Source organism: Klebsiella sp. JB_Kp004 (assembly GCF_040065795.1).
Classification (GTDB): Bacteria; Pseudomonadota; Gammaproteobacteria; order Enterobacterales; family Enterobacteriaceae; genus Klebsiella; species Klebsiella quasipneumoniae.
Map to the genome: position 1 here is coordinate 22,939 of NZ_JBEAKW010000037.1, position 25,341 is coordinate 48,279.

The window sequence follows — 25,341 nt, forward strand, 5'->3', positions numbered from 1 at the left end:
CTAATCCAGACGCCGTTTGGTTTTCAGCCACGTCAGGCCGATAAACATCACCGCCGAAGCAATCAAAAACAGCACATTCACCAGCAGCACCACCGGAATATTGCCCGCCAGAAACAGGCTTTGCAGGGTGTTGACGAAATAGCGCGCCGGGATCACATAGGTCACCGCGCGGATCACCGCCGGCATGCTGTCTATCTGGAAAATAAACCCGGACAGCATTATCGACGGTAAAAAGGCGGCGTTCAGCGCCACCTGCGCGGCGTTAAACTGGTTGCGGGTGATCGTCGAGATCAGCAGTCCCATCCCCAGGGTGCTGAGCAAAAACAGACTGGTGATGACAAACAGGATCGGCAGCGAACCGCGATAGGGCACGCCGAGAATAAACACCGACACCAGCATACACAGCAGCATCGCCAGCATGCCGAGGAAGTAGTAGGGGATGAGCTTGCACAGCAGCAGTTCAGCGCGGGTGATCTCTGTCGACAGCAGCGCCTCCATGGTGCCGCGCTCCCATTCGCGGGCCACCACCAGCGAGGTCAATATGGCGCCGACCACGGTCATGATAATGGTGATCGCTCCGGGGATAATAAAGTGCTGGCTGATGGCCGCCGGGTTAAACCAGTAGCGCATCTGCACGTCGATCAGCGGTTCAAAGGTCTCGCCGCGGTCTTCCGCCCGCTGCTGCTGCCAGATCTGCCAGATACCCTCCACGTAGCCCTGGGCGAAGTTAGCGGTATTGGGCTCGCTGCCGTCGGTGATGAGCTGGAGCGGCGCAGTGGCGCCGGGGCGGGCCATCTGGCGGTCGAAGTCCACCGGAATGACCACCATCGCGCGGATGCGACCGGCCTGCATCAGCTCAATTAGCCGCTGGCGATTGTCACTGATGGTGGCGTCGATATAGGGCGAGCCGGTCATGGTATGGACGAAGTCCAGCGCCTCTTCGCTCTGCTGCTCCAGCAGAACCCCCACCCGCAGCTTGCTGGAGTCGAGGTTAATGCCGTAGCCGAAGATAAACAGCAGCAGCAGAGGGATCACCACCGCAATCAGCCAGCTGCTGGGATCGCGGACGATCTGCCGGGTCTCTTTGACGCACAGGGCGCGGACCCGCCGCCAGGAGAGGAGATTACTGCTCATGGCCATTCTCCTTATCCCAACGGTTAATCAGGGTAATAAACGCCTGCTCCATGGTCGGGTCCGTCTGGTTGTCATCCGCCGCCTGAGCCTTCAGCGCGTCCGGGGTGCCGCTGGCGATAAGCTTGCCGTGATAGACCAGCCCAATGCGGTCGCAATACTCCGCTTCATCCATAAAGTGAGTGGTGACCATCACCGTCACCCCTTTATCCACCATGCTATTGATATGCAGCCAGAACTCGCGACGGGTGAGGGGATCGACCCCGGAGGTGGGTTCGTCGAGAAAAAGAATGTCGGGTTCATGCATCAAGGAGCAGGCCAGCGCCAGCCGCTGCTTATAGCCGAGCGGCAGCTCGTCGGCGGCGTGGCGGGCGATGCTGTTCAGACCGAAGGCAGCGCTCATGCGGGCAATTTTGTCATTTTGCGCCCGGCCGCGCAGGCCGTAGACCCCGGAGAAAAAGCGCAGGTTCTGCTCGACGCTGAGGTTGCCGTACAGCGAAAATTTTTGCGCCATATAGCCCAGATGCTGACGCGCTTTGCCGGAGCTGACCTTGAGATCCATCCCCAGCACCAGTGCTTTGCCGGAGGTGGGCACCAGCAGGCCGCACATCATTTTGAAGGTGGTGGATTTCCCAGCGCCGTTGGGGCCGAGCAGGCCGAAGATCTCGCCGCGCTTGACCTGGAAATCGACGTGGTCGGTGGCGGCGAAATCGCCAAATTTTTTAGTCAGCGACTGCGCCTCAATCACCGTTTCGTCTTTGCTGCCGTCAACGCGATGGATAATCGCACCCAGCGGCGATTCGGCGGTCCCGGCGCCGCCGAGCAGGTCGATAAAGGCGTCTTCAAAGCGCGGCGCGGTGTCGGTCACCTGCAGCGACGGCATATCGTCATGTTGCTGAACCTCATCGATGCGCGCCTCCTTTTTCAGGATCAGACGCACCGATTTGCCCTGAATCACGCCGTCGCTAACCTGCGGCAGCTTCAGCGCCCGCTGCAGCAGGCGGCGGTTGTTCTCCTGCGGGCTGGAGACCAGAAAGCTGCGCCCGGCCATGGTTTGCGTCAGGGCCGTCGGCTCCCCTTGATAGAGCAGTTTGCCTTCGTTCATCAGCAGCACATCGCGACACTGCTCGGCTTCATCGAGATAAGAGGTGCTCCACAGGATCAGCATGCCGTCGCCGGCCAGCTCGTGCACCATCTGCCATAGCTCGCGGCGGGAGATCGGGTCGACGCCGACGCCGGGCTCATCCAGCAGCAGCACCTTCGGGTCACCCACCAGGGTACAGGCGAGCCCCAGCTTTTGCTTCATGCCCCCGGAGAGCTTGCCCGCCAGCCGCCCGGTGAACGGGCCAAGGGCGGTGAATTCCAGCAGGCGGTCGAAAATTTTTTTCCGCGCCTCGCCGGTGACGCTGCGCAGATCGGCGTACAGGGTGAGGTTTTCCATCACCGTCAGATCTTCATACAGGCCGAACTTCTGCGGCATATAGCCGAGCACCGCGTGCAGAGCGCTGTCATCTTTCAGCGGGTCAAAGCCAATCACACTGGCGCTGCCTTCATCAGGCTTGAGCAACCCGGCGAGCATCCGCATCAGAGTGGTTTTCCCTGCGCCGTCGGGGCCTACCAGTCCCGTGACGTAGCCGGCGCGGATCGTACAGGTCAGCGGGGCCACCGCTGGCCTGTCCATCCCGGGGAAACGGCGGCTCAGGCCGTTTAAGGCGATGACGGCCTCACTCATGTCCGTTCCCGTTGTCAAAGGAGACGGTCACCGGCATCCCCTGGCGCAGCGCGCCGTCGGCGTCGTTTACCACGATGCGCAGACGGTAGACCAGATCGGTGCGCAGGTCCGGCGTCTCGACAGTCTTCGGCGTGAACTCAGCGCTCGGCGAGACAAAGCCGATTTTGCCGTGATAGGGCTTATCCGGCCGGCTGTCGGTATAGAGCAGCACTGCTTGTCCCGGCTGCGCCTGGCCGAGGTTTTTCTCGTCAACGTAGGCGCGGACCCATACTGGATGGGTCAGGGAGAGGGTTAGCACGGTGCCGCCGGCGTTGAGCATGGTGCCGGGCTCGACGGCGCGGGTCATCAGCGTGCCGTCGGAAGGGGCGGTCAGCACGGTATCGTGCAGGTCCAGTTTAGCCTGGGCCAGCGCCGCCTGCGCCTGTTCGAGGCTGGCTTTGGCCTGGGCTATCTCCTGCGGACGATTGCCGGCGCGGTATTGACGCAGTTTATCCTGCGCTGACTTCAGCGTTGCCTGCGCCTGGTCGCGCGAGGAGCGGGCGTTCTCCAGATCGTTGGCGGAAATGGCGCTGCTGGCGCGTAAACCCAGCTGGCGCTGATAAAAGTTTTGCGCGTAGTCGTAAGCGGCCTGCGCCTGATTCACTGCCGCCGCGGCCTGGGCAATCTCTTCCGAGCGGTAGCCGGCCATCATCAGGTCATACTGTGCCTGGGCGGTGGAGACGTTGGCCTGCGCCTGCAGCAGGGCGTTTTCATAGGGGGCACGGTCAAGCTCGCCGAGGGTTTGCCCGGCGCGGATGCTGTCGCCTTCGTCGACGGTCAGCGAGGCCAGTCTGCCGCCGACGCGGAAACTCATATTGACGGTGCGGATATCGACATTGCCATACAGAGTCAGCGGCTGCTGCCGGCTGCTCTGGTACCACCACCAGCCGCCGCCCAGCGCGGCGAGAAGAATCACGATCAGCAGAATGACAACGACGGGTTTTTTCATCAGCCCAAACTCCTTTGCGATAACCCATGCAGGATGAAATCGATATGACAGGTAATGACCTCAAAAATCTGTTCGGTTTTTTGCGCGTCAAACTGCGTCCAGCCGGTGCGCAGCAGGATGGTTTCACGCCCGAGACGGAAAGCGAGCACCTCGCCCAGCAGGGCGTGGGTATGGAGGATCATTTGCGTATCACCGGCATCGCGACCCGTCCAGGCGGCGATCAGCCGGGTGAGATAGTGGTGCAGGGGGGCGATCACCTGCTGGTGGATCAGATGGTACGCGGCGGTGGGCGCCAGCTGTTCCCGGGAAATAAATTTGCTCAAGTTGACCGTATCATCCTGGGTCAGCAGCAGGATCATGTTATGGCAGGCGCTGAGGATGAGGGCGCGGATCGCCTGGCGATCCGGCGACTCTCCGGCGAGCAGGGCCTCCGCCGCTTCGGCGTGTGGGCGAAAATTGTCTCCGATAAAATCGGCGATCCACTGGCCGCAGGCGAGATACAGGTCGTCTTTCGAGCCAAAATAGTAGGTGATAGCCGCGATATTCTGCCCGGCCTGGGCGGCGATATCGCGGGTGGTGGCATGCTGGCCGTACTCGCCAAACTGGGCGATAGCGGCCGCGATAAGCTGGCTTTTTGCCTGTTCCCCTTTACTGGTCATCGCGCTCTGAAAAAATTAATCAATCGATTGATTAACTTTAGGCGCCGACTGGCGGTTTGTCCACCTGCCAGGACTAAATATGAAAACCGTCTTCCTGTAGCTCCCCGGCGACCCAGGCGAAGAAGCGCTGGACCTTTTCCTTCTGTTCATTGGCGTGGGGAAGGACGAAGTGGTGCGCGCCGACCGGCATACTCCGCTCGTCGGCAAACACCGGCGTCAGCTGCCCCTGACGCACGTGGCCGCCGGCCAGCAGATTGCTTTCCAGGATCACCCCCATCCCCATCCGGGCCGCCTCGATGCTCATGTACGACCGGTCGAAATTAAAGATAAAGTTTTTGTGCCAGCCGCGGACCTTGTGCCACGACAGCCAGTTGCTCCAGTTAATTAAGGTGCTGTCGGAATGGATCAGATCGCAGGCCAGCAGATCTTCCGGGGCGCGAACCGCCTGGCGGGCTAAATAAGAGGAGGCGCTGTAGGGCAGGACGCACTCATTTTTAATGGTCCTGACCAGCAGCGTCGGCCACTGCGACAGCCCGTGGCGAATATCGATATCAATATTATCCCGGGAGAACTGAATGCTTTCGTAAGAGCAGGTCAGGCTAATTTTTAGCTCCGGCCATGCCTGACGGAATTTATCCAGCCGCGGCATCAGCCACAGCAGGCCGAAGCTCGGCGCTGAGTGAATGCGTAAATAATCCTGATGAATATCGTTGATCACCTGGCTGGTGGCCTGGCCAATCATATTCAGCGCTCCGGAGACCTCTTTGAGATATTTTTCTCCCACTGCGGTTAACATCACGCCTTTGCTGCTGCGGGAGAACAGTTTTTTTCCCAGCAAGTGCTCCAGACTGGCTATCTGGTGGCTGACCGCCGAGGCGGTAATGTTGAGGTTCTCTGCGGCCAGGTTGAGGCTGCCGGTTGCGGCGACTTCAATAAAAGCCTGGATATTGCGTAAAGAGGGCATCGGCAGATTTTTATTGGGCAGCGGTTGACTCATGGCGGCATCCTGCGCGGGGCGCGAATAAAAGAAAATGGCGAACAGCGTGGCGCAGCCGTGATGAACAGCATAGGGAAAAGCGAAAATAACCTTTTAATTTGTGATGGGCTTAACAATTTATCTCGTTAAAATCGCCCCTCTCAGTAAACGCTAAAATTTGCGGGGAGTCACTAACTCAATTTTTCTCAATCATAATTGAGCTTTTTTGAATACCTTTTCATTTTTGGGTTGTTATATTCCCCTCACAGGCCTGATCACAAACTGCGATGCGCTTGGGTCGCAATAATAAAACACCTAACCACCTGTTTCGCTGTGCGAAAAGACATGTCTCTCTTGTTGCGCCAGGGCGCGTGAAACGCGGCGAACCCAGGCGGCAACCTACGGCGAAGTGGATGAGGTATAAGATGAGGAAACCCTATGTCACGTATAGATACGCTGGTCTGTACTGACGCCAGGAAAACAAAATATCGTTTTGTAGTTTTGACGATGATTTTCCTGGTGTATGCCATCAATTACGCCGACAGAACGAATATCGGCGCGGTACTGCCGTTTATCATTGATGAATTCCATATCAATAATTTTGAGGCCGGAGCGATTGCCAGTATGTTTTTCCTCGGCTATGCGGTCAGCCAGATCCCGGCCGGCTTTTTCATCGCCAGACGCGGCACTCGAGGGCTGGTTTCGCTATCTATTTTCGGCTTCTCCGCTTTTACCTGGCTGATGGGCACGGTGAGCTCCGTATTTGGCCTGAAGCTGGTGCGGCTGGGCTTGGGACTAAGCGAAGGTCCCTGCCCGGTGGGGCTGGCGTCGACGATAAACAACTGGTTTCCGCCGAAAGAGAAAGCCACGGCAACCGGCGTTTACATCGCGGCGACCATGTTTGCCCCGATTATCGTACCGCCGCTGGCGGTGTGGATTGCGGTGACCTGGGGGTGGCGGTGGGTCTTTTTCTCCTTTGCTATTCCCGGGATCGTAGCAGCGATAGCGTGGTACCTGTTGGTGAAGTCAAAGCCCGCGGAAAGCGGATTCGTATCTCCAAGCGAACTGGCAGAGATTAATGCCGGGCGGGACAGCCATCATAATGACGGTGTACGTGAAAATATATTAATCGCCGATCGCTTCACCTGGCTGGATAAAATTATCCGGGTGAAAAAAATGCCGCCTGTGGATACGGCGAAGGGATTATTCACCTCAAAAAATATTCTCGGAGACTGCCTCGCATATTTTATGATGGTCAGCGTGTTATATGGATTATTAACCTGGATCCCGCTGTATTTAGTGAAAGAGCGCGGTTTCGATGTGATGAGTATGGGGTTCGTGGCCAGTATGCCGTGCATCGGCGGCTTTATTGGCGCGATTGGCGGCGGATGGATTTCGGATAAATTATTAGGCCGCCGGCGTAAACCAACCATGATATTCACAGCGGTATCAACCGTAGTCATGATGTTAATTATGCTGAATATACCGGCAAGCACCCTGGCGGTCTGTATTGGTTTATTCTTTGTCGGTTTCTGTTTGAATATCGGCTGGCCGGCTTTTACCGCCTACGGTATGGCCGTTTCGGACAGCAAAACCTATCCGATCGCCTCTTCCATTATTAATAGCGGCGGCAACCTCGGCGGATTTGTGGCGCCGATGGTGGCCGGTTTCTTACTGGATAAAACGGGGAGCTTTAATTCTGTCTTTACCTATTTTGGTATCTGCGCCGCAATCGGTTTGGTGGTGATTCTTTTCCTCGATGAGCCACAATAACGAAAATAGATCCTGTTAATTAATATGACGTAATGTCATGGAGTGAAACTATGTTATTAAAAGATAAAGTCGCCATTATTACTGGCGCGGCCTCCGCACGCGGTTTGGGTTTTGCGACCGCGAAATTATTCGCCGAAAACGGCGCGAAAGTGGTCATTATCGATCTCAATGGCGAAGCCAGTAAAACCGCGGCGGCGGCGCTGGGCGAAGGCCATCTCGGCCTGGCGGCGAACGTCGCCGACGAAGTGCAGGTGCAGGCGGCCATCGAACAGATTCTGGCGAAATACGGCCGGGTCGATGTGCTGGTCAATAACGCCGGGATCACCCAGCCGCTGAAGCTAATGGACATCAAGCGCGCCAACTATGACGCGGTGCTCGATGTCAGCCTGCGCGGCACGCTGCTGATGTCACAGGCGGTGATCCCCACGATGCGGTCGCAAAAATCCGGCAGCATCGTCTGCATCTCGTCCGTTTCCGCCCAGCGCGGCGGCGGTATCTTCGGCGGTCCGCACTACAGCGCGGCAAAAGCCGGCGTGCTCGGCCTGGCGCGGGCGATGGCGCGCGAGCTTGGCCCGGACAACGTTCGCGTTAACTGCATCACCCCGGGGCTCATTCAGACCGACATTACCGCCGGCAAGCTGACGGACGACATGACGGCCAATATTCTTGCCGGCATTCCGATGAACCGCCTCGGCGACGCGGTGGACATCGCCCGCGCCGCGCTGTTCCTCGGCAGCGACCTCTCTTCCTACTCCACCGGGATCACCCTGGACGTTAACGGCGGCATGTTAATTCACTAAGCGAGGCACAGAGATGAACATCACCGAATCACAAAAAGTCGCCGCGGCGGCGTGGCGTATCCGCCGCTATGCCCTGCAAATGGGAGAAGTTCAGGGGCAGGGCTATATTGGCCAGGCGCTGGGGTATGCCGATGTGCTGGCTACCGCCTTCAGTTACGCCATGACCTATCGCCCGGAAGATCCTGAGTGGGAGGGGCGCGATCGCTTCCTGCTTTCTCATGGCCATTACGCTATCGCTTATTATGCCGCGTTGCTGGAGGCGGGCATTATTCCGGAAGCGGAACTGGAAACCTACGGCTCCGACGACAGCCGCCTGCCGATGTCCGGCATGGCGACCTACACCCCGGGGATGGAGATGTCCGGCGGCTCGCTGGGGCAGGGGCTGTCTATCGCCGTCGGCATGGTGCTCGGACTGCGGCAGAAACAGAGCAAGGCCTGGGTCTATAACTCGATGTCCGATGGGGAGCTGGATGAAGGTTCGACCTGGGAAGCGGCGATGTCGGCGACTCACTATGGCCTGACCAACCTGATTAACCTTGTCGACGTCAACAAACAGCAGGCCGACGGCGATTCACGCAAAATCCTCGGCTTTGAGCCGCTGCAGGATAAATGGGCCGCCTTCGGCTGGTACGTGCAGCGCGTGGACGGTAACGATCTGTCGGCGGTGATGGCCGCCTTTGACAACGCGAAAAGTTATTCCGGCAACCAGCCGCGGGTCATTTTATGCGACACGCTGATGGGCAAAGGGGTGCCGTTCCTCGAAACCCGCGATAAGAACCATTTTATTCGCGTCGATGCCGACGAATGGCAAAAAGCGATTGCGGTGCTGGACGCTAACAAACCGGAAGGAGTGCTGTAATGAGCCAGAGTAAACCTCGTTTAAAAACGTCGGCGATGATCGCCTCGATTGCCGATGAAGGCCAGGTCACCGTCTCTGCGCCCTTCGGCGTCGCGCTGTCGAAACTCGCGGCGGAGCGCCCGGCGATCGTCGGTATGACAGCGGACCTGTCAAAATATACTGACCTGCATATTTTCGCCCAGGCCTTCCCGGATCGCTTTTTCCAGATGGGAATGGCGGAGCAACTGCTGATGGCGGCGGCGGGAGGCATGGCGAAGGAGGGATTTATTCCCTTCGCCACCACCTATGCCGCCTTTGCGACCCGTCGCGCCTATGATTTTATTCATCAGGTGATCGCTGAAGAGCATCTGAACGTCAAGATTTGCGCGGCGCTACCGGGCCTGACGACCGGCTATGGCCCCAGTCATCAGGCCACCGAAGATCTGGCGATCATGCGTGGTATCCCCGGAATGGTCATCGTCGATCCCTGCGATGCGCTGGAGATTGAGCAGGCGGTACCGGCCATTGCCGATCACCATGGCCCGGTTTATATGCGCCTGCTGCGCGGGAAAGTGCCGCTGGTGCTGGATAAATACGACTATCAGTTCGAACTGGGCAAAGCGAAGCTGCTGGAGGACGGCAACGACGTGTTGATTATCTCCTCCGGGCTAATGACCATGCGCGCGCTGGAGGCGGTTGAAAGGCTGCGGGACGATAATATCAGCGTGGCGGTCCTGCACGTGCCGACCATCAAACCGCTGGATGAACAAGCGATTATTGAACAGGCGTCGAAGCCGGGTCGCCTGGTGGTCACCGCCGAAAACCACACCGCGGTCGGCGGGTTAGGAGAGGCGGTGGCCGCCCTGCTGATGCGCAAAGGGGTTCGCTGCGAGCTGGATACCGTAGGGCTGCCTGACGCGTTCCTGTTAGCCGGCGCGCTGCCGACCCTCCACGATCGCTACGGCATCTCCCCCGCGAAGATCGTTGAAAAAATTAAGTATCGTCTGCGTTAACCGCGCTGCGGCGACCCGCCTGGCCGCTGAGCGCCCTCAGCGGCCTTCTTCCTCCCGCCAGCCAGGGGCGGCATTCTTTTGCAGATTTTATGCGGCCTGTCACAAAATCTGCTAGACTGCGCCTCTTCATGGCATTGTGGTTTTTGCCATCTCTTATCGCAATAATCTCCCTGAAAACTACGCCCTTCACCGGGCCGGGGCGGTTCGGAGTTGTTATGTCTTTTGATTCCCTTGGCCTGAATCCCGATATCCTGCGCGCTGTCGCTGAGCAGGGCTACGTTGAGCCGACCCCTATCCAGCAGCAGGCGATCCCGGCGGTACTGCAGGGCCGCGACCTGATGGCCAGCGCCCAGACCGGCACCGGTAAAACGGCGGGCTTTACTCTGCCGCTGCTGCAGCGCCTGATCCAGAACGAGCCGCACGCGAAGGGTCGTCGCCCGGTGCGCGCGCTGATCCTGACCCCGACCCGCGAGCTGGCGGCGCAGGTGGGCGAGAACGTGCGGGATTACAGCAAATATCTGAATGTTCGCTCGCTGGTGGTGTTCGGCGGCGTGAGCATCAACCCGCAGATGATGAAGCTGCGCGGCGGCGTCGATATCCTCGTCGCCACCCCGGGCCGTCTGCTGGACCTGGAACACCAGAACGCCGTCAGCCTCGATAAAGTGGAAATCCTCGTACTGGATGAAGCGGACCGCATGCTGGATATGGGCTTTATCCATGACATCCGCCGCGTACTGGCTAAACTGCCGCCGCGTCGGCAGAACTTGCTGTTCTCGGCGACCTTCTCCGACGAGATCAAAGGCCTGGCTGAGAAACTGCTGCACAACCCGCTGGAAGTGGAAGTGGCGCGTCGCAACACGGCCTCCGAGCAGATCACCCAGCACGTCCATTTTGTTGACAAAAAACGTAAGCGCGAGCTGCTGTCGCAGCTTATCGGCGAAGGCAACTGGCAGCAGGTGCTGGTCTTTACCCGCACCAAGCATGGCGCCAACCACCTCGCGGAGCAGCTCAACAAAGACGGCATCCGCAGCGCGGCGATCCATGGCAACAAGAGCCAGGGGGCGCGTACCCGCGCGCTGGCCGACTTTAAATCCGGCGGCATTCGCGTGCTGGTGGCGACCGATATCGCCGCCCGCGGTCTGGATATCGAAGAGCTGCCGCACGTAGTGAACTACGAGCTGCCGAACGTGCCGGAAGATTATGTCCACCGTATCGGCCGTACCGGTCGCGCCGCGGCCACTGGCGAAGCCTTGTCGCTGGTGTGCGTGGATGAGCACAAGCTGCTGCGCGATATCGAGCGCCTGCTGAAGAAAGAGATCCCGCGCATCGCGATTGCCGGCTATGAGCCGGATCCGTCCATTAAAGCCGAACCTATCCAGAACGGTCGCCAGCAGCGCGGCGGCGGTCGTGGTCAGGGACGCGGCGGCCAGGGCCAGGGGCGCAGCGGACAGCCGCGCAGCCAGAGCAGCGCCCCGCGTCGTCAGGACGGCGAGGCGCCGAAAGCGCGCACTCAGGACGGCAAACCGCCGCGCCGCCGTCGCCCGCGTAAACCGGCTGGCGAATAACAGGCTGATGCCCGGACCGCGAGAATGCGGTTAAGCACGGCTCAGGCCCGTCTGTCCGCTACGCGGCGGCGGGCCTTTTTCTTTCCATTACACTATTTGTCGAGCACGCTTCCACACTGAGCAGAAAGCAATACCTCCGGGCGGGCAAAAATGGCACAATAGTGGCTGTTTATACAGTATTCAGGTTTTCTCATGGCTTTGACCGCTGCGCTGAAAGCGCAAATCGCCGCCTGGTATAAGGCGCTTCAGGAACAGATCCCGGACTTTATTCCCCGCCCCCCGCAGCGGCAGATGATCGCTGATGTGGCGAAAACCCTCGCCGGGGATGAGGGCCGGCATCTGGCTATCGAAGCGCCGACCGGCGTGGGTAAAACGCTGTCATATCTGATCCCCGGCATTGCCATCGCTCGTGAGGAACAAAAAACGCTGGTGGTCAGCACCGCCAACGTCGCCCTGCAGGATCAAATCTACAGTAAAGACCTGCCGCTGCTGCGCAAGATCATCCCCGACCTGCGCTTCACCGCCGCCTTCGGTCGCGGACGCTACGTCTGCCCGCGCAATCTGACGGCGCTGGCCAGCACCGAGCCGACGCAGCAGGATCTGCTGGCCTTCCTCGACGACGATCTCACCCCGAACAACCAGGCCGAGCAGAAGCTGTGCGCGACGCTGAAGCAGGATCTCGACAGCTACCGCTGGGACGGCCTGCGCGACCATACCGACAAAGCCATCGACGATGGGCTGTGGAGCCGGCTGAGCACCGATAAGGCCAGCTGCCTGAACCGCAACTGCCACTACTATCGGGAGTGTCCGTTCTTTGTGGCGCGGCGGGAAATTCAGGAGGCGGAAGTGGTGGTGGCCAACCATGCGCTGGTGATGGCGGCGATGGAGAGCGAGGCGGTGCTGCCGGAGCCGAAAAACCTGCTGCTGGTCCTCGATGAAGGCCATCATCTGCCGGACGTCGCCCGCGACGCGCTGGAGATGAGCGCCGAGATTACCGCCCCCTGGTTTCGCCTGCAGCTGGATCTGTTCTGCAAGCTGGTGGCTACCTGCATGGAGCAGTTCCGCCCGAAAACCACGCCGCCGCTGGCCAATGCGGAGCGGCTCGCCGGCCATTGCGAAGAGCTGTTCGAGCTGATTGCGTCGTTGAATAATATTCTCAATATCTATATGCCCGCCAGTCAGGACGCGGAGCATCGCTTCCCGATGGGCGAACTGCCGCAGGAGGTGATGGAGATCTGCCAGCGGCTGGCGAAGCTCACCGAGACGCTGCGCGGGCTGGCGGAGCTGTTCCTTAACGATCTCAGCGAAAAGACCGGCAGCCATGACGTGGTGCGCCTGCATCGGGTACTGCTGCAGATGAACCGCGCCCTCGGCATGTTTGAAAGCCAAAGCAAGCTGTGGCGTCTGGCGTCGCTGGCGCAGTCCTCTGGCGCGCCGGTGACCAAATGGGCGACGCGGGTGGTGCGGGACGGCCAGATCCACGTCTGGTTCCACTGCGTCGGCATCCGCGTCAGCGATCAGCTTGAACGACTGCTGTGGCGCAGCGTGCCGCATATCGTGGTGACGTCAGCGACGCTGCGCTCTCTAAACAGCTTCTCGCGCCTGCAGGAGATGAGCGGCCTGAAGGAGAAAGCGGGCGACCGCTTCGTGGCGCTGGATTCGCCGTTCAACCACGTAGAGCAGGGGAAAATTATTATTCCTCAAATGCGCTATGAACCGCTGATGGATAACGAAGAGCAGCACATCGCCGAGATGGCGGCCTATTTTCGCCAGCAGGTGGAGAGCAAGAAACATCTCGGGATGCTGGTGCTGTTCGCCAGCGGGCGAGCGATGAATCGCTTCCTGGAGCATGTGACCGATCTGCGCCTGATGCTGCTGGTGCAGGGCGACCAGCCGCGCTACCGGCTGGTGGAGCTGCATCGCAAACGGGTGGAAAGCGGCGAGCGCAGCGTGCTGGTGGGCCTGCAGTCCTTTGCCGAAGGTCTCGATTTAAAAGGCGATCTGTTAAGCCAGGTGCATATCCATAAAATCGCCTTTCCGCCCATCGACAGCCCGGTAGTGATCACCGAAGGCGAATGGCTGAAAAGCCTCAATCGTTATCCCTTCGAGGTACAGAGTTTGCCCAGCGCCTCCTTTAATCTTATTCAGCAGGTGGGGCGTCTGATCCGTAGCCATCACTGCTGGGGAGAGGTGGTGATTTACGATAAGCGTCTGTTGACCAAAAACTACGGCGCGCGTCTACTGAACGCGTTACCTGTTTTTCCCATAGAGCAGCCGGGCGTCCCGGAGGTTATAGTAAAACGTAAAGCAAAACAGACAGCAAAACAGACAGGCCGCAAACGTCGTTGACGCCGGCGCGTGACGCAACAGGGGGAGCCATGGAGTACAGCAAAATTATAAAAGAGGTGGGCCGCGGTAAGAATCATGCCCGCGACCTGGATGAAGAGACCGCCCGTGCGCTCTACGCGCGGATGCTGAACGGCGAGGTGCCGGAGCTGGAGCTGGGGGGAATATTAATCGCCCTGCGCATCAAAGGCGAAGGCGAAGCGGAGATGAAAGGCTTTTACGCCGCGATGCAGCAGCATACTCTGCGCCTGACCCCGCCGGCAGGCAAGCCGATGCCGATCGTTATCCCCAGCTACAACGGCGCGCGCAAGCAGGCGAACCTGACGCCGCTGCTGGCGATGCTCCTGCACAAGCTGGGGTTTCCGGTCGTGGTTCACGGCGTCAGTCACGATCCGACCCGGGTGCTGACCGAGACCATTTTTACCCTGCTGGACATTCCGGCTACCCGGCATGCCGGCCAGGCTCAGGCGCAGCTGGAGGGGCATGAACCGGTATATATCCCGGTGGGGGCCTTCTGCCCGCCGCTGGAGAAACAGCTGGCGATGCGCTGGCGGATGGGCGTGCGCAACAGCGCCCATACGTTGGCCAAACTGGCCACGCCGTTTGGCGAAGGGGAGGCGTTACGTCTCTCCAGCGTATCGCATCCGGAATATGTTCCCAGGGTGGCGAGCTTCTTTCGCGAGACCGGTGGCCGCGCGCTGCTGATGCACGGTACCGAAGGCGAAGTGTACGCCAACCCGCAGCGCTGCCCGCAGATCAGCCTGATCGATGACCAGGGCGTGCGGGCGCTGTGCGATCGTCAGACCGAGGCCGCGGCGGAGGAAGTCATTCTGCCGGCCTCGAAAGATCCCGAAGTGACCGCGCGCTGGATCGAGCGCTGCGTCGCCGGCGTCGAACCGGTACCCCACTCGCTGAAGATCCAGCTTGCCTGCTGTCTGCTGGCCTGCGGGGAGGTCTCAACCCTGGAGCAGGGGCTCAGCCGCGTCAACGACTGCTGGTGATTGGCTCGGCAGAATAAAAAAAAGCCCGTCCGGTGGCTCGGACGGGCAAGGCAAGGGTATTAAAGGTCTTTTCAGGGTTAATTCAGTGGCTTACAGGGTTGAGCTGCGATTATTTATAGATAACCGCGGTACCGCTCAGTTTGTTGTTGGTGTTAGCGGAAGTGATGCTATAGCCGGTTGCGCCAGCGGCTTCGGCTTTAGCAGCCAGTTTCGCTTCCAGACCATCTAACGTGGTTGCGCCTTGCGCAGACACCACGCCGATCTTATTCATGCTTTCAGCCTGAGCGGGGGTAACCGGCTCGGCGGCAAAGGCGCCGAAGGAAAGGGCGGTCAAAGCGATGGCAGCGGCAGCATATTTGATGTTTTTCATAGTTAATCTCTCGCAGGTTGTTCTGTTCAGGGGACGATGTTCCGTCGATGTGATAAGTATCACGCTTTTTTGCGGGAGATAAAATCGAAGGAAATTCACAGTCTTCATCTAATTTTTTGAATGATTAATAATTTACTGATTATTAATAAATTATTTCTCATTCTTTTTGTCTGATGGCGGAGCGAGGGAGACCGGCACGCTTAAGGGCACATATTGCGACATTTATCGCCAAAAAGTGTGCGCGAAAAGATAATGCGAAAGGCTGTCATGAACGGTAAAGGAAAGTCAGCGTAGCTGGCTATCCTTAGAACCGCGACGATTATATCCTGAAAATGTATTGTTATGTAAATCTTTATCCTGCTGGCACTTCACGCAGTATCTCACCCCGGGTATCGCCTGTCGGCGCGCCTCCGGAATCGGCTCTCCGCATTCATCACAAAATTTGTTGCTTTCGCCGTGCGGAAGCTCGCGGCGGGCGCGAGCCACCGCATCGTCAATGGTGCTGTCGATCTGATCCTGTACGGCGCCGTCGCCTGCCCAACCTGATGCCATTGTCTGCCTCCTGTAAAAAGGTTATTGATAAATTATAGCTGAACCGTACAGCCGGTTACCGCTGCTGGCGGCATTGACCCGCCAGGCTATCGCCCCACGACGGTGGGCCTTATCCGCGAGGGCGGCCACCAGGTCGTCAAGGGTGCGGGCCCCGGAGGCGGAGACGGTGCCGACAGGACGCAGCGGCCCGTCATAGGGCAGTACGGGGGGCGGCGGCAGGGAAGAGGCCGCGTCGGCCTGAGCGGCAAGCGCAGCGGCGAACAGCAGCGAGGTGATTTTCATCAGCATATCCTCATAAACAGCATGGGACATAGCTTAAGTGTAGGCCTTTCCAGCCCGCGCGGTAGGGAATTTTTTATGCAAAAACAAGGCGTTTCGCCCGCAACCGGCGCAGGGTAGCGGTCCCCGCGCCAGGGATATTATTTAGCGGGCATCCGGGCGGATCATGTCAAAACGCAGGCTGTCATCAATACTGTAATAGGCGCTCGGCCCCCCGGCACGCAGGATCGGCTGAGCGCGGGCGGTTTGATAGATGCCGTTCTCCAGCAGTGATTCATCGATATGCACGGCGACCACTTCGCCGAGCACCAGCCATGTATCGACAAGGTTGCCGTCGGCGGTGGTGAGCTGAATACATTGCGACAGGCGGCACTCAAAGTTCACCGGGCTCTCCGCCACCCGGGGGGCCTTGACCAGGCGGCTGGCGGCGGCGGTGAGTCCGGCGCGCACGAATTCATCCTCATGGTGCGGGATCGAGGCGGAGGTTTCGTTCATCGCGGCGGCCAGCGGGCGCGTCGCCAGGTTCCAGACGAACTCCTTCGTTTCGACGATATTTCGCACGCTGTCTTTCCAGCCGCTGCTGGCGAAACCAATGATCGGCGGGCGATAGTTAAAGCAGTTAAAAAAGCTGTATGGCGCCAGATTACGCTGGCCCTCGGCGTCCTGCGAGGCGATCCAGCCTATCGGGCGAGGCCCGATTATTGCGTTGAGCGGGTCATGCGGCAGGCCGTGGCCCTGCGAAGGTTGATAAAAGTACATGCTGCACCTGTCACGGATAAAGGAGATATCCAGACTCCCTTATTTACCGAGCGGCCGTCAACGGGTATCTTACGCGGCTGTTCAAAGGAGATTGTCATGAAAGCCCAGAAACCGGGGTTACACCCGCGTAACCGCCACCATCAACGCTACGACCTGCCCGCGCTCTGCCAGGCGCATCCTGACCTGCAGGCATACATTACGCTCAATCCGCTGGGTGAGCAGACCATTGATTTTGCCAATCCGCAGGCGGTAAAGGCGTTGAATAAAGCGCTGCTGGCGCATTTCTACGCGGTCAAACACTGGGACATTCCTGATGGTTTTCTCTGTCCGCCGGTGCCCGGGCGGGCCGATTATATTCATCATCTGGCGGATCTGCTGGCCGGGGACAGCGGCGAAGTGCCGAAGCAAGCCACGATCCTTGATATTGGCACCGGCGCCAACCTCATTTATCCCCTGATCGGCGTTCACGAGTACGGCTGGCGCTTTACCGGCAGCGAAATCAGTCCGGAAGCCTTCGCCAGCGCGCAGGCGATTGTCAATGGCAACCCGGGGTTGACCCGGCAGATCCGTCTGCGTCGGCAAAAAGAGCGCCAGGCTATCTTCCACGGCGTGATCCACAAAAACGAGACCTATGACGCCACGCTGTGTAATCCGCCGTTCCATGACTCCGCAGAGAGCGCCCGGGCGGGCGGTGAGCGCAAGCGCCGCAATCTCGGACTCGGCGCCGACAGCGGGCTTAACTTTGGCGGTCAGCAGCAGGAGCTGTGGTGCGAAGGGGGCGAAGTGGCCTTTATCTCGCAGATGATCCGCGAAAGTCAGGCCTTCGCCCGCCAGGTGAAATGGTTTACCTCGCTGGTGTCGCGCGGCGACAATCTGCCGCCGCTCTACCGCTTGCTGACCGAGGTCGGGGCAGTGAAAGTGGTGAAAAAAGAGATGGCCCAGGGGCAAAAGCAGAGCCGCTTTATTGCCTGGAGCTTTATGGACGACGCCAAACGCCGCCGTCCGTTCTAACTACTCCGCGGCCGGGCTGTCGGCGCCCGGCATCGGCAGCTGCTGCCAGGTTTGTACCGGGGCGCGAACCCCGGCGCGGTCGAAGTGCTTTTTCACCTGGGTGTCGAGGGCAAAACGCACCGTCCACTGCTTCAGCGGCAGGGTGGTGAAGCTGACGCGTAGCGTAAAGGCGGTATTGCTCAGCCCCACCAGCCCGGCGAACGACGGTTCGCCAATGATCAGGCCGCGGATCTCCTCCTGGGCCAGCAGATCGTCCACCGCCGCCTTCAGCGCCTGACTGGCTTTATCCAGATCCTCATGGCGGTCGACGTCATAGTTGGCCACCACCGAGCCAATGCCGCGCACGAAGTTGGCAAAGGTGGTGATCGAGGACCAGGGGATAATGTGATAAGCGCCGGTATCCTGGCGCACCCCCACTGAGCGAATCGACATCCGTTCCACCGTGCCGGTCAAGGGACCGATGGTGACCAGATCGCCGGTATTCATCCCGTTCTCAAACTGGATAAAAATGCCGGTGATAATGTCTTTGACCAGGGTTTGCGCGCCAAACGAGATGGCCAGCCCCAACGCCCCGGCGCCGGCCAGCAGCGGCGCGATATTGACCCCAATCTCCGAGAGCAAAATCATCACCGTGATGGTGCTGATCACCACCGCCAGCGCGTTGCGAAACAGCGTCAGCAGCGTCCTGGCCCGCGCGCTGGGCAGCGGGCGGCCATGGATATCCGAGGCCAGCCGGTTTTCGATCAGGCTGGCCAGCACCGTCCAGCCGATAGCGGAGAAGAAGAGGATAAGGGCGATACGGATCAGCACATCCACCGTTTTTTGCCCGGCATCGTTGTGCAGCCATTCGCGGAAGTCAAACAGCCCCCAGGCGCTCAGGAGCAGCATGATGGCGACGCAGACGGTGAGAATACGCGCTGCCTTCAGCGACGCGGAGATCCAGCCGTTCAACCGCTTTTGCAGCTCAGGATAGTTGCGCTGAGTGGCAGGGGAGAGGGTGATGGTTTTGGCTATCCAGCGCGACAGAATGCCGGACACCAGCGCCGCGCCGCCGATAATCGCCAGGCTGCGCAGGGTGGCGCCCATCATAAATTTCAGGCTGTTGCCTGGGTCGAACAGGGAAAAGAAAAAGAGCACCACAAAGTAGGCGCAGGCCAGCCAGTGCCAGATCAGGGCGAAGGCGCGGATAAACAGGCTAAAGAAGGAGAGCGAGCGGTCAGCCAGATGGATCAGCCCCTGCGTAATCACCGCTTTGTTATGGAAAATCAGATACAGCGCCCACAGCGTAATGCACAGCATGATGACGACGTTAGCCAGCGCGCCGACCTGAACATTCACCTGGTTGGAGATAATCGGCACCGCGACGATCAGGCCGTAGCCGATCAGGCTGCTGAGGGCGCTCAGGCGCAGGCTCCAGTAGGAGGCGGCCTCGTCGCTGAGGTTAAAGGGCCTGAGCGCCGGGATGCGCGGGCAGAAAATGAGCCGCAGGATGGCTTTAAAGAATTCGATCAGCGCGAAGGCGTTGAGGAAAAGGCTCTGCTGGAAGGCGATAGTAGGGTTGTCGCCATTCAGGCGATCGCTCAACAGCTGACCGACAAACAGGGTCAGCGCCAGCAGCAGCAGATCGATGATAAACGCCCCGGCGATGGTCAACGGCAGCTGGAGCCAGTTTCCGCGATCGCGGTTTTTATGCCGTCCCCATTCGCCCATTTTACGATACAGCGGCAGCGCCGCGAGGCGTACCAGCCACCAGAAGGCAAACACCAGCCCGGCCAGCAGTAAAAAATGCCAGGCGGCGTTGGTAAAGGTTTGCGGATTAAAGGGCTTATGCGGCGAGCCGGTAATATTGCGCCACAGCTGGGAGAAGCGCGATGAGAGCGCATCGCCATATTCCCGGCTGATCTGCGTGACGTTCTCCAGCACCGTGGTCTCTTCTTTCACCGCCGGCGGCGTTAGCGTCGGGGTGCTGTCGGGCGGCGGCGTGGCGGCCGCTTTACGCAGCTGGTCAATGAGCTCCTGGCGGGCGGAGTCGTTGGCCAGCACGTCGGCCAGCGCGGCATAGGCCGCTCTTTTCTGTTCTACATCGGGTTCGCTGGCGCTGGTTTTATCGGCATTAGCGGTCGGCACGCCGGGCAGGGCGGCGGCGGAAAGCGGGGGAATAAACAGCGCAGCGAGCAAAAGCAGGATCCACGGCATGGGCACCTCCGTTGCAACGTAAACGGGTAAGTATAGAAGCCGATGGCGGAAGAGGAGGGAAGAGGAATCTGGAAAGCGGCTCTCTCCGCGACGGAGAGAGCCGTTGTGGGTCAGGCGACGTGCTGCAGGAATTCCCGCAGACGCGGGCTTGGCGGGTTGTTCACCAGCTCCTGTGGGTTGCCGTCTTCGGCAATTCGTCCCTTGTCGATAAAGATCAGGCGCGAGGCCACTTTTTCGGCAAAGCCGATTTCGTGGGTCACAATCACCATCGTCATGCCCTCTTCCGCCAGATCCTGCATCACCTTGAGCACTTCATGACGCAGTTCCGGGTCGAGCGCGGAGGTGGGCTCATCAAACAGCATCATCTTCGGCTTCACCGCCAGCGCGCGGGCGATGGCCACACGCTGCTGCTGGCCACCGGAGAGTTCAGACGGATAGTGATGCGCGCGCTCTGCCAGACCGACTTTCGCCAGCAGATCTTTCGCCAGCTTCTCCGCCGCCTGCTTGCTGGCGCCGCGTACCCGTAGCGGGCCAAACATCACGTTTTCCAGCGCTGTGAGGTGCGGGAACAGGTAAAACTGCTGGAACACCATCCCGGCTTCCTGACGAATCAGACGTTCGTCCACCTTCGGATCGTTGACCTTCAGGCCATCGACAATCAGATCGCCGCTGGTGATCTCTTCCAGTTTATTGATGCAGCGCAGCATCGTCGATTTACCGGAGCCGGACGGGCCGATAATGACCACCACTTCACCCTGATTGATTTTCAGAGAGATATCGTGCAGCACCTGGGTCGGGCCAAAGTGCTTGGAGACGTTTTTAAATTCAATCACAGGATTTTCATCCTTCTTTCAAGACGACGCAGAATAAAGCTCAGGACCAGGGTGATGATCAGGTAGATCACGGCAACGGCGCTCCAGATTTCCAGCGCGCGGAAGTTGCCGGCGATGATCTCCTGTCCCTGACGGGTCAGTTCGGCGACGCCGATGACGATGAACAGCGAGGTGTCCTTGATGCTGATGATCCACTGGTTGCCCAGCGGCGGCAGCATGCGGCGCAGCGCCAGCGGCAGGATCACGTGGCGAATGGTTTCGCGACGCGACAGGCCCAGCGCCAGGCCCGCTTCGCGGAAGCCTTTATGAATGGAGAGCACCGCGCCGCGGGTAATTTCCGCGATATAGGCGCCCGAGTTAATCATGATGGTCACTACCGCTGCGGAGAAGGGGTCGATGCGCAGGTCGCTAAAGGCCATCGGCAGCGCAAAGTAGATGAACATAACCTGCACCACAATCGGGGTGCCGCGAATGATTTCAATAAACACCAGCGCGATGTGGTTGGCGATCCAGCCGCCGAAACAGCGGGCGAAACCGGCCACCAGACCGATGATCAGGCCGCCGGCCAGGCCGAGGACGGAAATCCACAGCGTCATTTTGGCGCCTTCCAACAAAATCGGAATGGCGGGCCAGATGGCACTCCAGTCAAACTGCATAATACGTTCCTGTTACCGTGTCGAGAGCAGAGGAAAGCCTCCGCCAAAATACTGTCTCCCGCAACGTCTGTGCCGGAAGACCGTTGTGAAGTCGCCGGGACTGCGCCCGGCGATGTACGTTTTTATTATTTTGGTTCAGTGCCGAACCATTTTTTATAAATTTCGTTGTAGGTGCCGTTCTCGCGCAGCGTTTTCAGCGCACCGTTCACTTTCTCACGCAGCTCGTCGCTGCCTTTCGGGAAGGCGATACCGTAGTTTTGCGCTTCCAGTGATTCACCTACCGCTTTGAATTTGCCGTTGCCCGCGGTTTTGATGAAGTAGAGGATGTTCGGCGTATCGTGCAGGACGGCATCCGCGCGGCCGGTACCCAGCTCCATGTAGGCGTTATCGATATTCGGGAACTGACGCAGATCTTTGGTTTTGATATTGGCTTTCGCGTAGTCAACGGAGCCGGTGCCGCTCTTCACCGCGACCACTTTGCCGTTCAGATCTTTCACATCTTTGATGTCGTTATTATTGGCGTTGACCATCACCAGCAGGCCGCTCTTGTAGTAGCCGTCAGAGAAGTCGATGGCTTTTTTACGCTCGTCGGTAATGGTGATCCCCGCCAGCGCCAGATCGATATTTTTGGTTTGCAGCGCCGGGATAATGCCGCTGAAGTCCATTGGCTTCAGGGTGTAGTCGAGCTTCAGCTCTTTGGCGATGGCCGCCCACAGGTCAACGTCAAAACCCACATACTTATCGCCTTGCTTAAATTCGAACGGGACGAACGCCGTATCGGTGGCGACAACCAGGGTCTTATTGGCGGCATGGGAAGAAACCGCAAAAGCCAGGGTCAGTGCAGCCAGTGAAACTTTAAATACAGACTTCATAGCATTTCCTTTTATATCCACGGGACGATCCCCTGCGAGAACGACTAGCCTAATGAAAAAATCGTGCCACTTTTACAAGCTGTTGTTTTTCAACAAACGAAGCGGTAGCCGTTGCACAATATCGATCGTTTCAGGCAAAGAGTGCACCATAACGGGGCGTTATTTTGGTGCATCCTGAGGTCGCTGAATTACGAGCCCATTTTTAGCGCAAACCCTGATGGGAAAACAATCTCGCCGTAACGATTGTGTGAGGTGATTATTACAATTGTTTTACTTTTGTGCGCATTTTCATCAATTTGACGCCCTGAAATGGTGCAAGGCCAGCGGGTGAGGGAAAAAGGAGGAGGGGAAAACAACAAGGGCTGGGTAGAAAAAGCAAAGGCGCCGTCGACCGCGCTGCGGCCGACGGCAAAGCCTTACTCGATATTCGCTTCAATAAACCACAGGAATTTATCCAGGTCGCGGGAAGCGGCGGTGAAGATATCTGCAGTATCTTCGTCTTTAGCTTCGCCGATCGCTTTGCGCACATCGTTAGCCACTACCGCGTAGCGGTCAGCCAGCGCTTTCAGGTGATCCTGAACATGATGGATATCCAGTGGGTAGCTCTGCAGCGGGGTTTTGCTGTTGATCACCTGAGTGGTGCCCAGGGCGACGCCGCCCAGCTGCACGGCGCGCTCCGCCATGGTATCCAGATGCTCAGTGAGCGCAGTACGGAAACCGTCCAGCATTTCGTGCACGGCGATAAAGTTCGCACCGCGCATATTCCAGTGTGCCTGCTTGGTGATAAGGGACAGGTCAATGAACTGGATCACCTGGCGATTCAACAGCTCAATGGTCGCTTTCTTTTCGCTGTCAGCGACATCGTTGCGGGTATAGACCAGATTAGATGCTTTTGATTTAACCAGTTTAGCGGTACTCATCGTTTCATATCCTCTTGATATTGATGCTCGTCACACTTCAAAACTGAATGATGTGGAGCGTTGTCCCAGGTAACTTCGGGACTAAGTATAGCAAGGGTTTTAAAGTATGAGGCATCGGCAGGCCATATCACTCCGATAGCGCAAAATGGTTGGCTATTTGAAAAAACAAGTCCAATCAGAAGGTTAGCGAAGGCTGGCAGACCCGCAACTGGCGCGGGCCGCCGCCGTAACAGAATGTTAATTGATATCGACTTGCTTGATTTTGCTCTGCCGCTGCATGGTCAGCGTGGCGCCCATTGAGGCGATGATAATGGCGCCCAGCGCCAGGGTCTGGGAGAGGTTCAGGGTTTCGCCAAGGAAGATCATACCGGACAGGGCGGCTAGCGCCGGCTCGAGGCTCATCAGCGTACCGAAGGTGCGCGTCGGCAGGCGCGTCAGGGCCATCATCTCCAGGGAGTAGGGGAGAGCGGTGGAGAGAATGGCAATCCCCAACCCCAGGGGCAGCAGCGACCATTGCCACAGCGTATCGGTGGCTTGCGCCATACCTAACGGGACAAAGACCAGCGAGGCGATAAGCGACCCCATCGCCACCGTGGCTGGACCATGCTCCTCGCCCGCGCGCTGGCCGGTCAGAATATAGACCGCCCAACAGGCCCCGGCGCCGAGAGCGAACAGCGCGCCGGTTAAATCCACCTGCGCCACGTTCTGCCCCAGCGGCAGGAGATACCACAGCCCGAGGATCGCCAGCGCCACCCAGACAAAATCCAGGGGGCGGCGCGAGCCGAAAAGCGCCACCGCCAGCGGGCCGGTAAACTCGAGGGCCACCGCCACGCCGAGCGGAATACGCTGCAGGGATAAATAAAACAGATAGTTCATCGCCCCGAGCGCCAGGCCGTACAGCAGCAGCGGCACGCGCTGCGCCGGAGAGAAACGTAGCCGCCAGGGCTTGAACACCACCACCAGGATCAGCGTCCCGAGCGCCAGGCGCAGGGCGGTAACCCCCGGGGCGCCGACCACCGGGAACAGCGATTTGGCGAGCGATGCGCCGCTCTGAATCGAGGTCATAGCGATTAAAATCACCACTATCGGCAACCATGCCGCCGCTTTTCGGGATGGACCGGGCATCCTTTCTCCTGTCAATTTTTGTCAAAAGGGGTAAAAGTTCCAGTGTACTGGAATTAGCTGCTGGCGGTTGAGCTAATGTTGAAAAAAACAGGGGCAAAAACAGTACAATGGCGAAAGTTGCTGAGAAATTCACCAGGTGATTAGGATTAATCTGGATGCTTGCGAATTTCTTAATGAGCGTTAAACTGTAAGTTAACGCCAAAAACTCTTGTTTTCCATATTGTTATAGAAATATGGAAACTTTTGGTTACATGAAAAAGTATGTTAGACAATGTAAACTCCAAAGAGTTTCCCAAAAGTTTTTGATATATTTAAGGCTTAGGACTTATTAGAAACACATTTGAGGTGGTTATGAATAAAATTGCACGTCTTTCAGCACTGGCCGTTGTTCTGGCTGCATCCGTAGGTACTACTGCATTTGCTGCAACTTCTACCGTAACCGGCGGTTACGCGCAGAGCGACATGCAGGGTAAAGCGAACAAAGCTGGCGGTTTCAACCTGAAATACCGTTACGAGCAAGATAACAACCCGCTGGGCGTTATCGGTTCCTTCACCTACACCGAAAAGGATAATAACAGCAACGGTACTTACAACAAAGGTCAGTACTACGGCATCACCGCTGGTCCGGCTTACCGTCTGAACGACTGGGCAAGCATCTACGGCGTAGTGGGTGTTGGTTACGGTAAATTCCAGAACAACAACTTCCCTAATAAATCCGATATGAGCGACTACGGTTTCTCCTACGGTGCTGGTCTGCAGTTCAACCCGATCGAAAACGTTGCCCTGGACTTCTCCTACGAGCAGTCTCGTATTCGTAACGTTGACGTCGGCACCTGGATCGCTGGCGTGGGTTACCGCTTCTAATCACTCCGGTGATATAAAAAATCCGCCTCCTGGGGCGGATTTTTTTTGCCTGCTGACCGCCAGCCCGGCCGGTTGGCCGGCG

The 25,341-nt window shown here is 58.4% G+C and carries 25 protein-coding genes; 10 read left to right on the top strand and 15 right to left on the bottom strand.

The features are described from left to right. The 5 genes from ABLX76_RS16265 to ABLX76_RS16285 form a co-directional block, all read right to left on the bottom strand. On the bottom strand, positions 1 to 1,134 hold the full coding sequence (locus tag ABLX76_RS16265) for an ABC transporter permease (RefSeq protein WP_065804724.1): 1,134 nt from the start codon (positions 1,132 to 1,134) through the stop codon (positions 1 to 3). Then, entirely contained in the window at positions 1,124 to 2,863 is a 1,740-nt protein-coding gene (locus ABLX76_RS16270) for an ATP-binding cassette domain-containing protein (RefSeq protein ID WP_348874877.1), read from the bottom strand. The genes ABLX76_RS16265 and ABLX76_RS16270 overlap by 11 nt, the downstream gene beginning before the upstream one ends. After that, positions 2,856 to 3,851: a secretion protein HlyD gene (hlyD, locus tag ABLX76_RS16275; RefSeq protein ID WP_072421342.1), complete on the bottom strand. Its 996-nt coding sequence runs from the start codon at positions 3,849 to 3,851 to the stop codon at positions 2,856 to 2,858. The genes ABLX76_RS16270 and hlyD overlap by 8 nt, the downstream gene beginning before the upstream one ends. Continuing rightward, positions 3,851 to 4,510: a transcriptional regulator CecR gene (gene cecR / locus ABLX76_RS16280; RefSeq protein WP_023288932.1), complete on the bottom strand. Its 660-nt coding sequence runs from the start codon at positions 4,508 to 4,510 to the stop codon at positions 3,851 to 3,853. The genes hlyD and cecR overlap by 1 nt, the downstream gene beginning before the upstream one ends. Positions 4,511 to 4,583: 73 nt before the next feature. Beyond that, positions 4,584 to 5,507: a LysR substrate-binding domain-containing protein gene (locus ABLX76_RS16285; RefSeq protein ID WP_262962927.1), complete on the bottom strand. Its 924-nt coding sequence runs from the start codon at positions 5,505 to 5,507 to the stop codon at positions 4,584 to 4,586. Between ABLX76_RS16285 and ABLX76_RS16290 the strand changes: the two genes are divergently transcribed. The 8 genes from ABLX76_RS16290 to ybiB all read left to right on the top strand — a co-directional run bounded on the left by ABLX76_RS16290 (position 5,499) and on the right by ybiB (position 14,822). Further along, positions 5,499 to 5,636, top strand: a complete 138-nt coding sequence (locus ABLX76_RS16290) for a hypothetical protein (RefSeq protein ID WP_032428692.1) — start codon at positions 5,499 to 5,501, stop codon at positions 5,634 to 5,636. The two genes, ABLX76_RS16285 and ABLX76_RS16290, sit on opposite strands and share 9 nt — an antisense overlap. Before the next feature lie 288 nt (positions 5,637 to 5,924). Then, positions 5,925 to 7,259: an MFS transporter gene (locus ABLX76_RS16295; protein WP_048297113.1), complete on the top strand. Its 1,335-nt coding sequence runs from the start codon at positions 5,925 to 5,927 to the stop codon at positions 7,257 to 7,259. Between the two features lie 50 nt (positions 7,260 to 7,309). Beyond that, positions 7,310 to 8,059 carry a glucose 1-dehydrogenase gene (locus ABLX76_RS16300; RefSeq protein WP_072421942.1) on the top strand — a complete coding sequence of 250 codons (750 nt, stop codon included), beginning with the start codon at positions 7,310 to 7,312 and terminating at the stop codon, positions 8,057 to 8,059. Positions 8,060 to 8,072: 13 nt separating this feature from the next. Continuing rightward, positions 8,073 to 8,918 (top strand): transketolase, encoded by an 846-nt coding sequence (locus tag ABLX76_RS16305; protein WP_348874880.1) that lies wholly within the window; start codon positions 8,073 to 8,075, stop codon positions 8,916 to 8,918. After that, positions 8,918 to 9,910: a transketolase family protein gene (locus ABLX76_RS16310; protein WP_348874883.1), complete on the top strand. Its 993-nt coding sequence runs from the start codon at positions 8,918 to 8,920 to the stop codon at positions 9,908 to 9,910. Before ABLX76_RS16305 ends, ABLX76_RS16310 begins: the two co-directional genes overlap by 1 nt. A gap of 215 nt (positions 9,911 to 10,125) precedes the next feature. Then, entirely contained in the window at positions 10,126 to 11,475 is a 1,350-nt protein-coding gene (rhlE, locus tag ABLX76_RS16315) for an ATP-dependent RNA helicase RhlE (RefSeq protein ID WP_348874884.1), read from the top strand. A 192-nt stretch (positions 11,476 to 11,667) separates the two neighbouring features. Continuing rightward, the gene (gene dinG / locus ABLX76_RS16320; RefSeq protein ID WP_086075805.1) at positions 11,668 to 13,824 is read left to right on the top strand and encodes an ATP-dependent DNA helicase DinG; all 2,157 of its coding nucleotides are present in this window, start codon (positions 11,668 to 11,670) and stop codon (positions 13,822 to 13,824) included. A 29-nt stretch (positions 13,825 to 13,853) separates the two neighbouring features. Then, complete coding sequence (ybiB, locus tag ABLX76_RS16325) at positions 13,854 to 14,822, top strand: DNA-binding protein YbiB (protein ID WP_032455217.1); 969 nt, start codon at positions 13,854 to 13,856, stop codon at positions 14,820 to 14,822. A 109-nt stretch (positions 14,823 to 14,931) separates the two neighbouring features. Here the strand turns inward: ybiB and ybiJ are convergent, their stop codons facing one another. The 4 genes from ybiJ to ABLX76_RS16345 all read right to left on the bottom strand — a co-directional run bounded on the left by ybiJ (position 14,932) and on the right by ABLX76_RS16345 (position 16,782). After that, positions 14,932 to 15,192 (bottom strand): DUF1471 family protein YbiJ, encoded by a 261-nt coding sequence (gene ybiJ, locus ABLX76_RS16330; RefSeq protein WP_004176772.1) that lies wholly within the window; start codon positions 15,190 to 15,192, stop codon positions 14,932 to 14,934. A 285-nt stretch (positions 15,193 to 15,477) separates the two neighbouring features. Further along, complete coding sequence (locus tag ABLX76_RS16335; protein ID WP_085550622.1) at positions 15,478 to 15,744, bottom strand: DksA/TraR family C4-type zinc finger protein; 267 nt, start codon at positions 15,742 to 15,744, stop codon at positions 15,478 to 15,480. Between the two features lie 21 nt (positions 15,745 to 15,765). Continuing rightward, entirely contained in the window at positions 15,766 to 16,026 is a 261-nt protein-coding gene (locus ABLX76_RS16340; protein ID WP_032455234.1) for a DUF1471 domain-containing protein, read from the bottom strand. A 141-nt stretch (positions 16,027 to 16,167) separates the two neighbouring features. Next, on the bottom strand, positions 16,168 to 16,782 hold the full coding sequence (locus tag ABLX76_RS16345) for a flavin reductase family protein (protein ID WP_023288943.1): 615 nt from the start codon (positions 16,780 to 16,782) through the stop codon (positions 16,168 to 16,170). Positions 16,783 to 16,878: 96 nt separating this feature from the next. Here ABLX76_RS16345 and rlmF point away from each other — a divergent pair, with 96 nt between their 5' ends. Next, on the top strand, positions 16,879 to 17,793 hold the full coding sequence (rlmF, locus tag ABLX76_RS16350; RefSeq protein ID WP_261901616.1) for a 23S rRNA (adenine(1618)-N(6))-methyltransferase RlmF: 915 nt from the start codon (positions 16,879 to 16,881) through the stop codon (positions 17,791 to 17,793). Here the strand turns inward: rlmF and ybiO are convergent, their stop codons facing one another. The 6 genes from ybiO to rhtA all read right to left on the bottom strand — a co-directional run bounded on the left by ybiO (position 17,794) and on the right by rhtA (position 24,395). Further along, the gene (gene ybiO, locus ABLX76_RS16355; RefSeq protein ID WP_348874886.1) at positions 17,794 to 19,989 is read right to left on the bottom strand and encodes a mechanosensitive channel protein; all 2,196 of its coding nucleotides are present in this window, start codon (positions 19,987 to 19,989) and stop codon (positions 17,794 to 17,796) included. It abuts the gene before it with no gap. 110 nt (positions 19,990 to 20,099) lie between these two features. After that, positions 20,100 to 20,822 (bottom strand): glutamine ABC transporter ATP-binding protein GlnQ, encoded by a 723-nt coding sequence (glnQ, locus tag ABLX76_RS16360; RefSeq protein ID WP_004212183.1) that lies wholly within the window; start codon positions 20,820 to 20,822, stop codon positions 20,100 to 20,102. Continuing rightward, positions 20,819 to 21,478, bottom strand: a complete 660-nt coding sequence (gene glnP / locus ABLX76_RS16365) for a glutamine ABC transporter permease GlnP (protein WP_002895837.1) — start codon at positions 21,476 to 21,478, stop codon at positions 20,819 to 20,821. Before glnP ends, glnQ begins: the two co-directional genes overlap by 4 nt. Before the next feature lie 125 nt (positions 21,479 to 21,603). Next, positions 21,604 to 22,350, bottom strand: coding sequence for a glutamine ABC transporter substrate-binding protein GlnH (gene glnH / locus ABLX76_RS16370; RefSeq protein WP_004886198.1), 747 nt, complete (start codon positions 22,348 to 22,350; stop codon positions 21,604 to 21,606). Between the two features lie 416 nt (positions 22,351 to 22,766). Then, positions 22,767 to 23,270, bottom strand: a complete 504-nt coding sequence (gene dps / locus ABLX76_RS16375; RefSeq protein WP_004886200.1) for a DNA starvation/stationary phase protection protein Dps — start codon at positions 23,268 to 23,270, stop codon at positions 22,767 to 22,769. Between the two features lie 237 nt (positions 23,271 to 23,507). Then, entirely contained in the window at positions 23,508 to 24,395 is an 888-nt protein-coding gene (gene rhtA / locus ABLX76_RS16380; RefSeq protein ID WP_023288946.1) for a threonine/homoserine exporter RhtA, read from the bottom strand. A 351-nt stretch (positions 24,396 to 24,746) separates the two neighbouring features. Here rhtA and ompX point away from each other — a divergent pair, with 351 nt between their 5' ends. Further along, a complete protein-coding gene (gene ompX, locus ABLX76_RS16385; protein WP_004886207.1) occupies positions 24,747 to 25,259 on the top strand; it encodes an outer membrane protein OmpX in 513 nt (170 codons plus the stop codon). The last annotated feature ends 82 nt before the right edge of the window (positions 25,260 to 25,341 follow it).

What these genes read in the sequence shown, in the direction of transcription:
- ABLX76_RS16265 (WP_065804724.1), bottom strand. Translation starts at nt 1,134, where the DNA reads ATGAGCAGTAATCTCCTCTCCTGGCGGCGGGTCCGCGCCCTGTGCGTC.
- ABLX76_RS16270 (WP_348874877.1), bottom strand. Translation starts at nt 2,863, where the DNA reads ATGAGTGAGGCCGTCATCGCCTTAAACGGCCTGAGCCGCCGTTTCCCC.
- hlyD (WP_072421342.1), bottom strand. Translation starts at nt 3,851, where the DNA reads ATGAAAAAACCCGTCGTTGTCATTCTGCTGATCGTGATTCTTCTCGCC.
- cecR (WP_023288932.1), bottom strand. Translation starts at nt 4,510, where the DNA reads ATGACCAGTAAAGGGGAACAGGCAAAAAGCCAGCTTATCGCGGCCGCT.
- ABLX76_RS16285 (WP_262962927.1), bottom strand. Translation starts at nt 5,507, where the DNA reads ATGAGTCAACCGCTGCCCAATAAAAATCTGCCGATGCCCTCTTTACGC.
- ABLX76_RS16295 (WP_048297113.1), top strand. Translation starts at nt 5,925, where the DNA reads ATGTCACGTATAGATACGCTGGTCTGTACTGACGCCAGGAAAACAAAA.
- ABLX76_RS16300 (WP_072421942.1), top strand. Translation starts at nt 7,310, where the DNA reads ATGTTATTAAAAGATAAAGTCGCCATTATTACTGGCGCGGCCTCCGCA.
- ABLX76_RS16305 (WP_348874880.1), top strand. Translation starts at nt 8,073, where the DNA reads ATGAACATCACCGAATCACAAAAAGTCGCCGCGGCGGCGTGGCGTATC.
- ABLX76_RS16310 (WP_348874883.1), top strand. Translation starts at nt 8,918, where the DNA reads ATGAGCCAGAGTAAACCTCGTTTAAAAACGTCGGCGATGATCGCCTCG.
- rhlE (WP_348874884.1), top strand. Translation starts at nt 10,126, where the DNA reads ATGTCTTTTGATTCCCTTGGCCTGAATCCCGATATCCTGCGCGCTGTC.
- dinG (WP_086075805.1), top strand. Translation starts at nt 11,668, where the DNA reads ATGGCTTTGACCGCTGCGCTGAAAGCGCAAATCGCCGCCTGGTATAAG.
- ybiB (WP_032455217.1), top strand. Translation starts at nt 13,854, where the DNA reads ATGGAGTACAGCAAAATTATAAAAGAGGTGGGCCGCGGTAAGAATCAT.
- ybiJ (WP_004176772.1), bottom strand. Translation starts at nt 15,192, where the DNA reads ATGAAAAACATCAAATATGCTGCCGCTGCCATCGCTTTGACCGCCCTT.
- ABLX76_RS16335 (WP_085550622.1), bottom strand. Translation starts at nt 15,744, where the DNA reads ATGGCATCAGGTTGGGCAGGCGACGGCGCCGTACAGGATCAGATCGAC.
- ABLX76_RS16340 (WP_032455234.1), bottom strand. Translation starts at nt 16,026, where the DNA reads ATGAAAATCACCTCGCTGCTGTTCGCCGCTGCGCTTGCCGCTCAGGCC.
- ABLX76_RS16345 (WP_023288943.1), bottom strand. Translation starts at nt 16,782, where the DNA reads ATGTACTTTTATCAACCTTCGCAGGGCCACGGCCTGCCGCATGACCCG.
- rlmF (WP_261901616.1), top strand. Translation starts at nt 16,879, where the DNA reads ATGAAAGCCCAGAAACCGGGGTTACACCCGCGTAACCGCCACCATCAA.
- ybiO (WP_348874886.1), bottom strand. Translation starts at nt 19,989, where the DNA reads ATGCCGTGGATCCTGCTTTTGCTCGCTGCGCTGTTTATTCCCCCGCTT.
- glnP (WP_002895837.1), bottom strand. Translation starts at nt 21,478, where the DNA reads ATGCAGTTTGACTGGAGTGCCATCTGGCCCGCCATTCCGATTTTGTTG.
- glnH (WP_004886198.1), bottom strand. Translation starts at nt 22,350, where the DNA reads ATGAAGTCTGTATTTAAAGTTTCACTGGCTGCACTGACCCTGGCTTTT.
- dps (WP_004886200.1), bottom strand. Translation starts at nt 23,270, where the DNA reads ATGAGTACCGCTAAACTGGTTAAATCAAAAGCATCTAATCTGGTCTAT.
- rhtA (WP_023288946.1), bottom strand. Translation starts at nt 24,395, where the DNA reads ATGCCCGGTCCATCCCGAAAAGCGGCGGCATGGTTGCCGATAGTGGTG.
- ompX (WP_004886207.1), top strand. Translation starts at nt 24,747, where the DNA reads ATGAATAAAATTGCACGTCTTTCAGCACTGGCCGTTGTTCTGGCTGCA.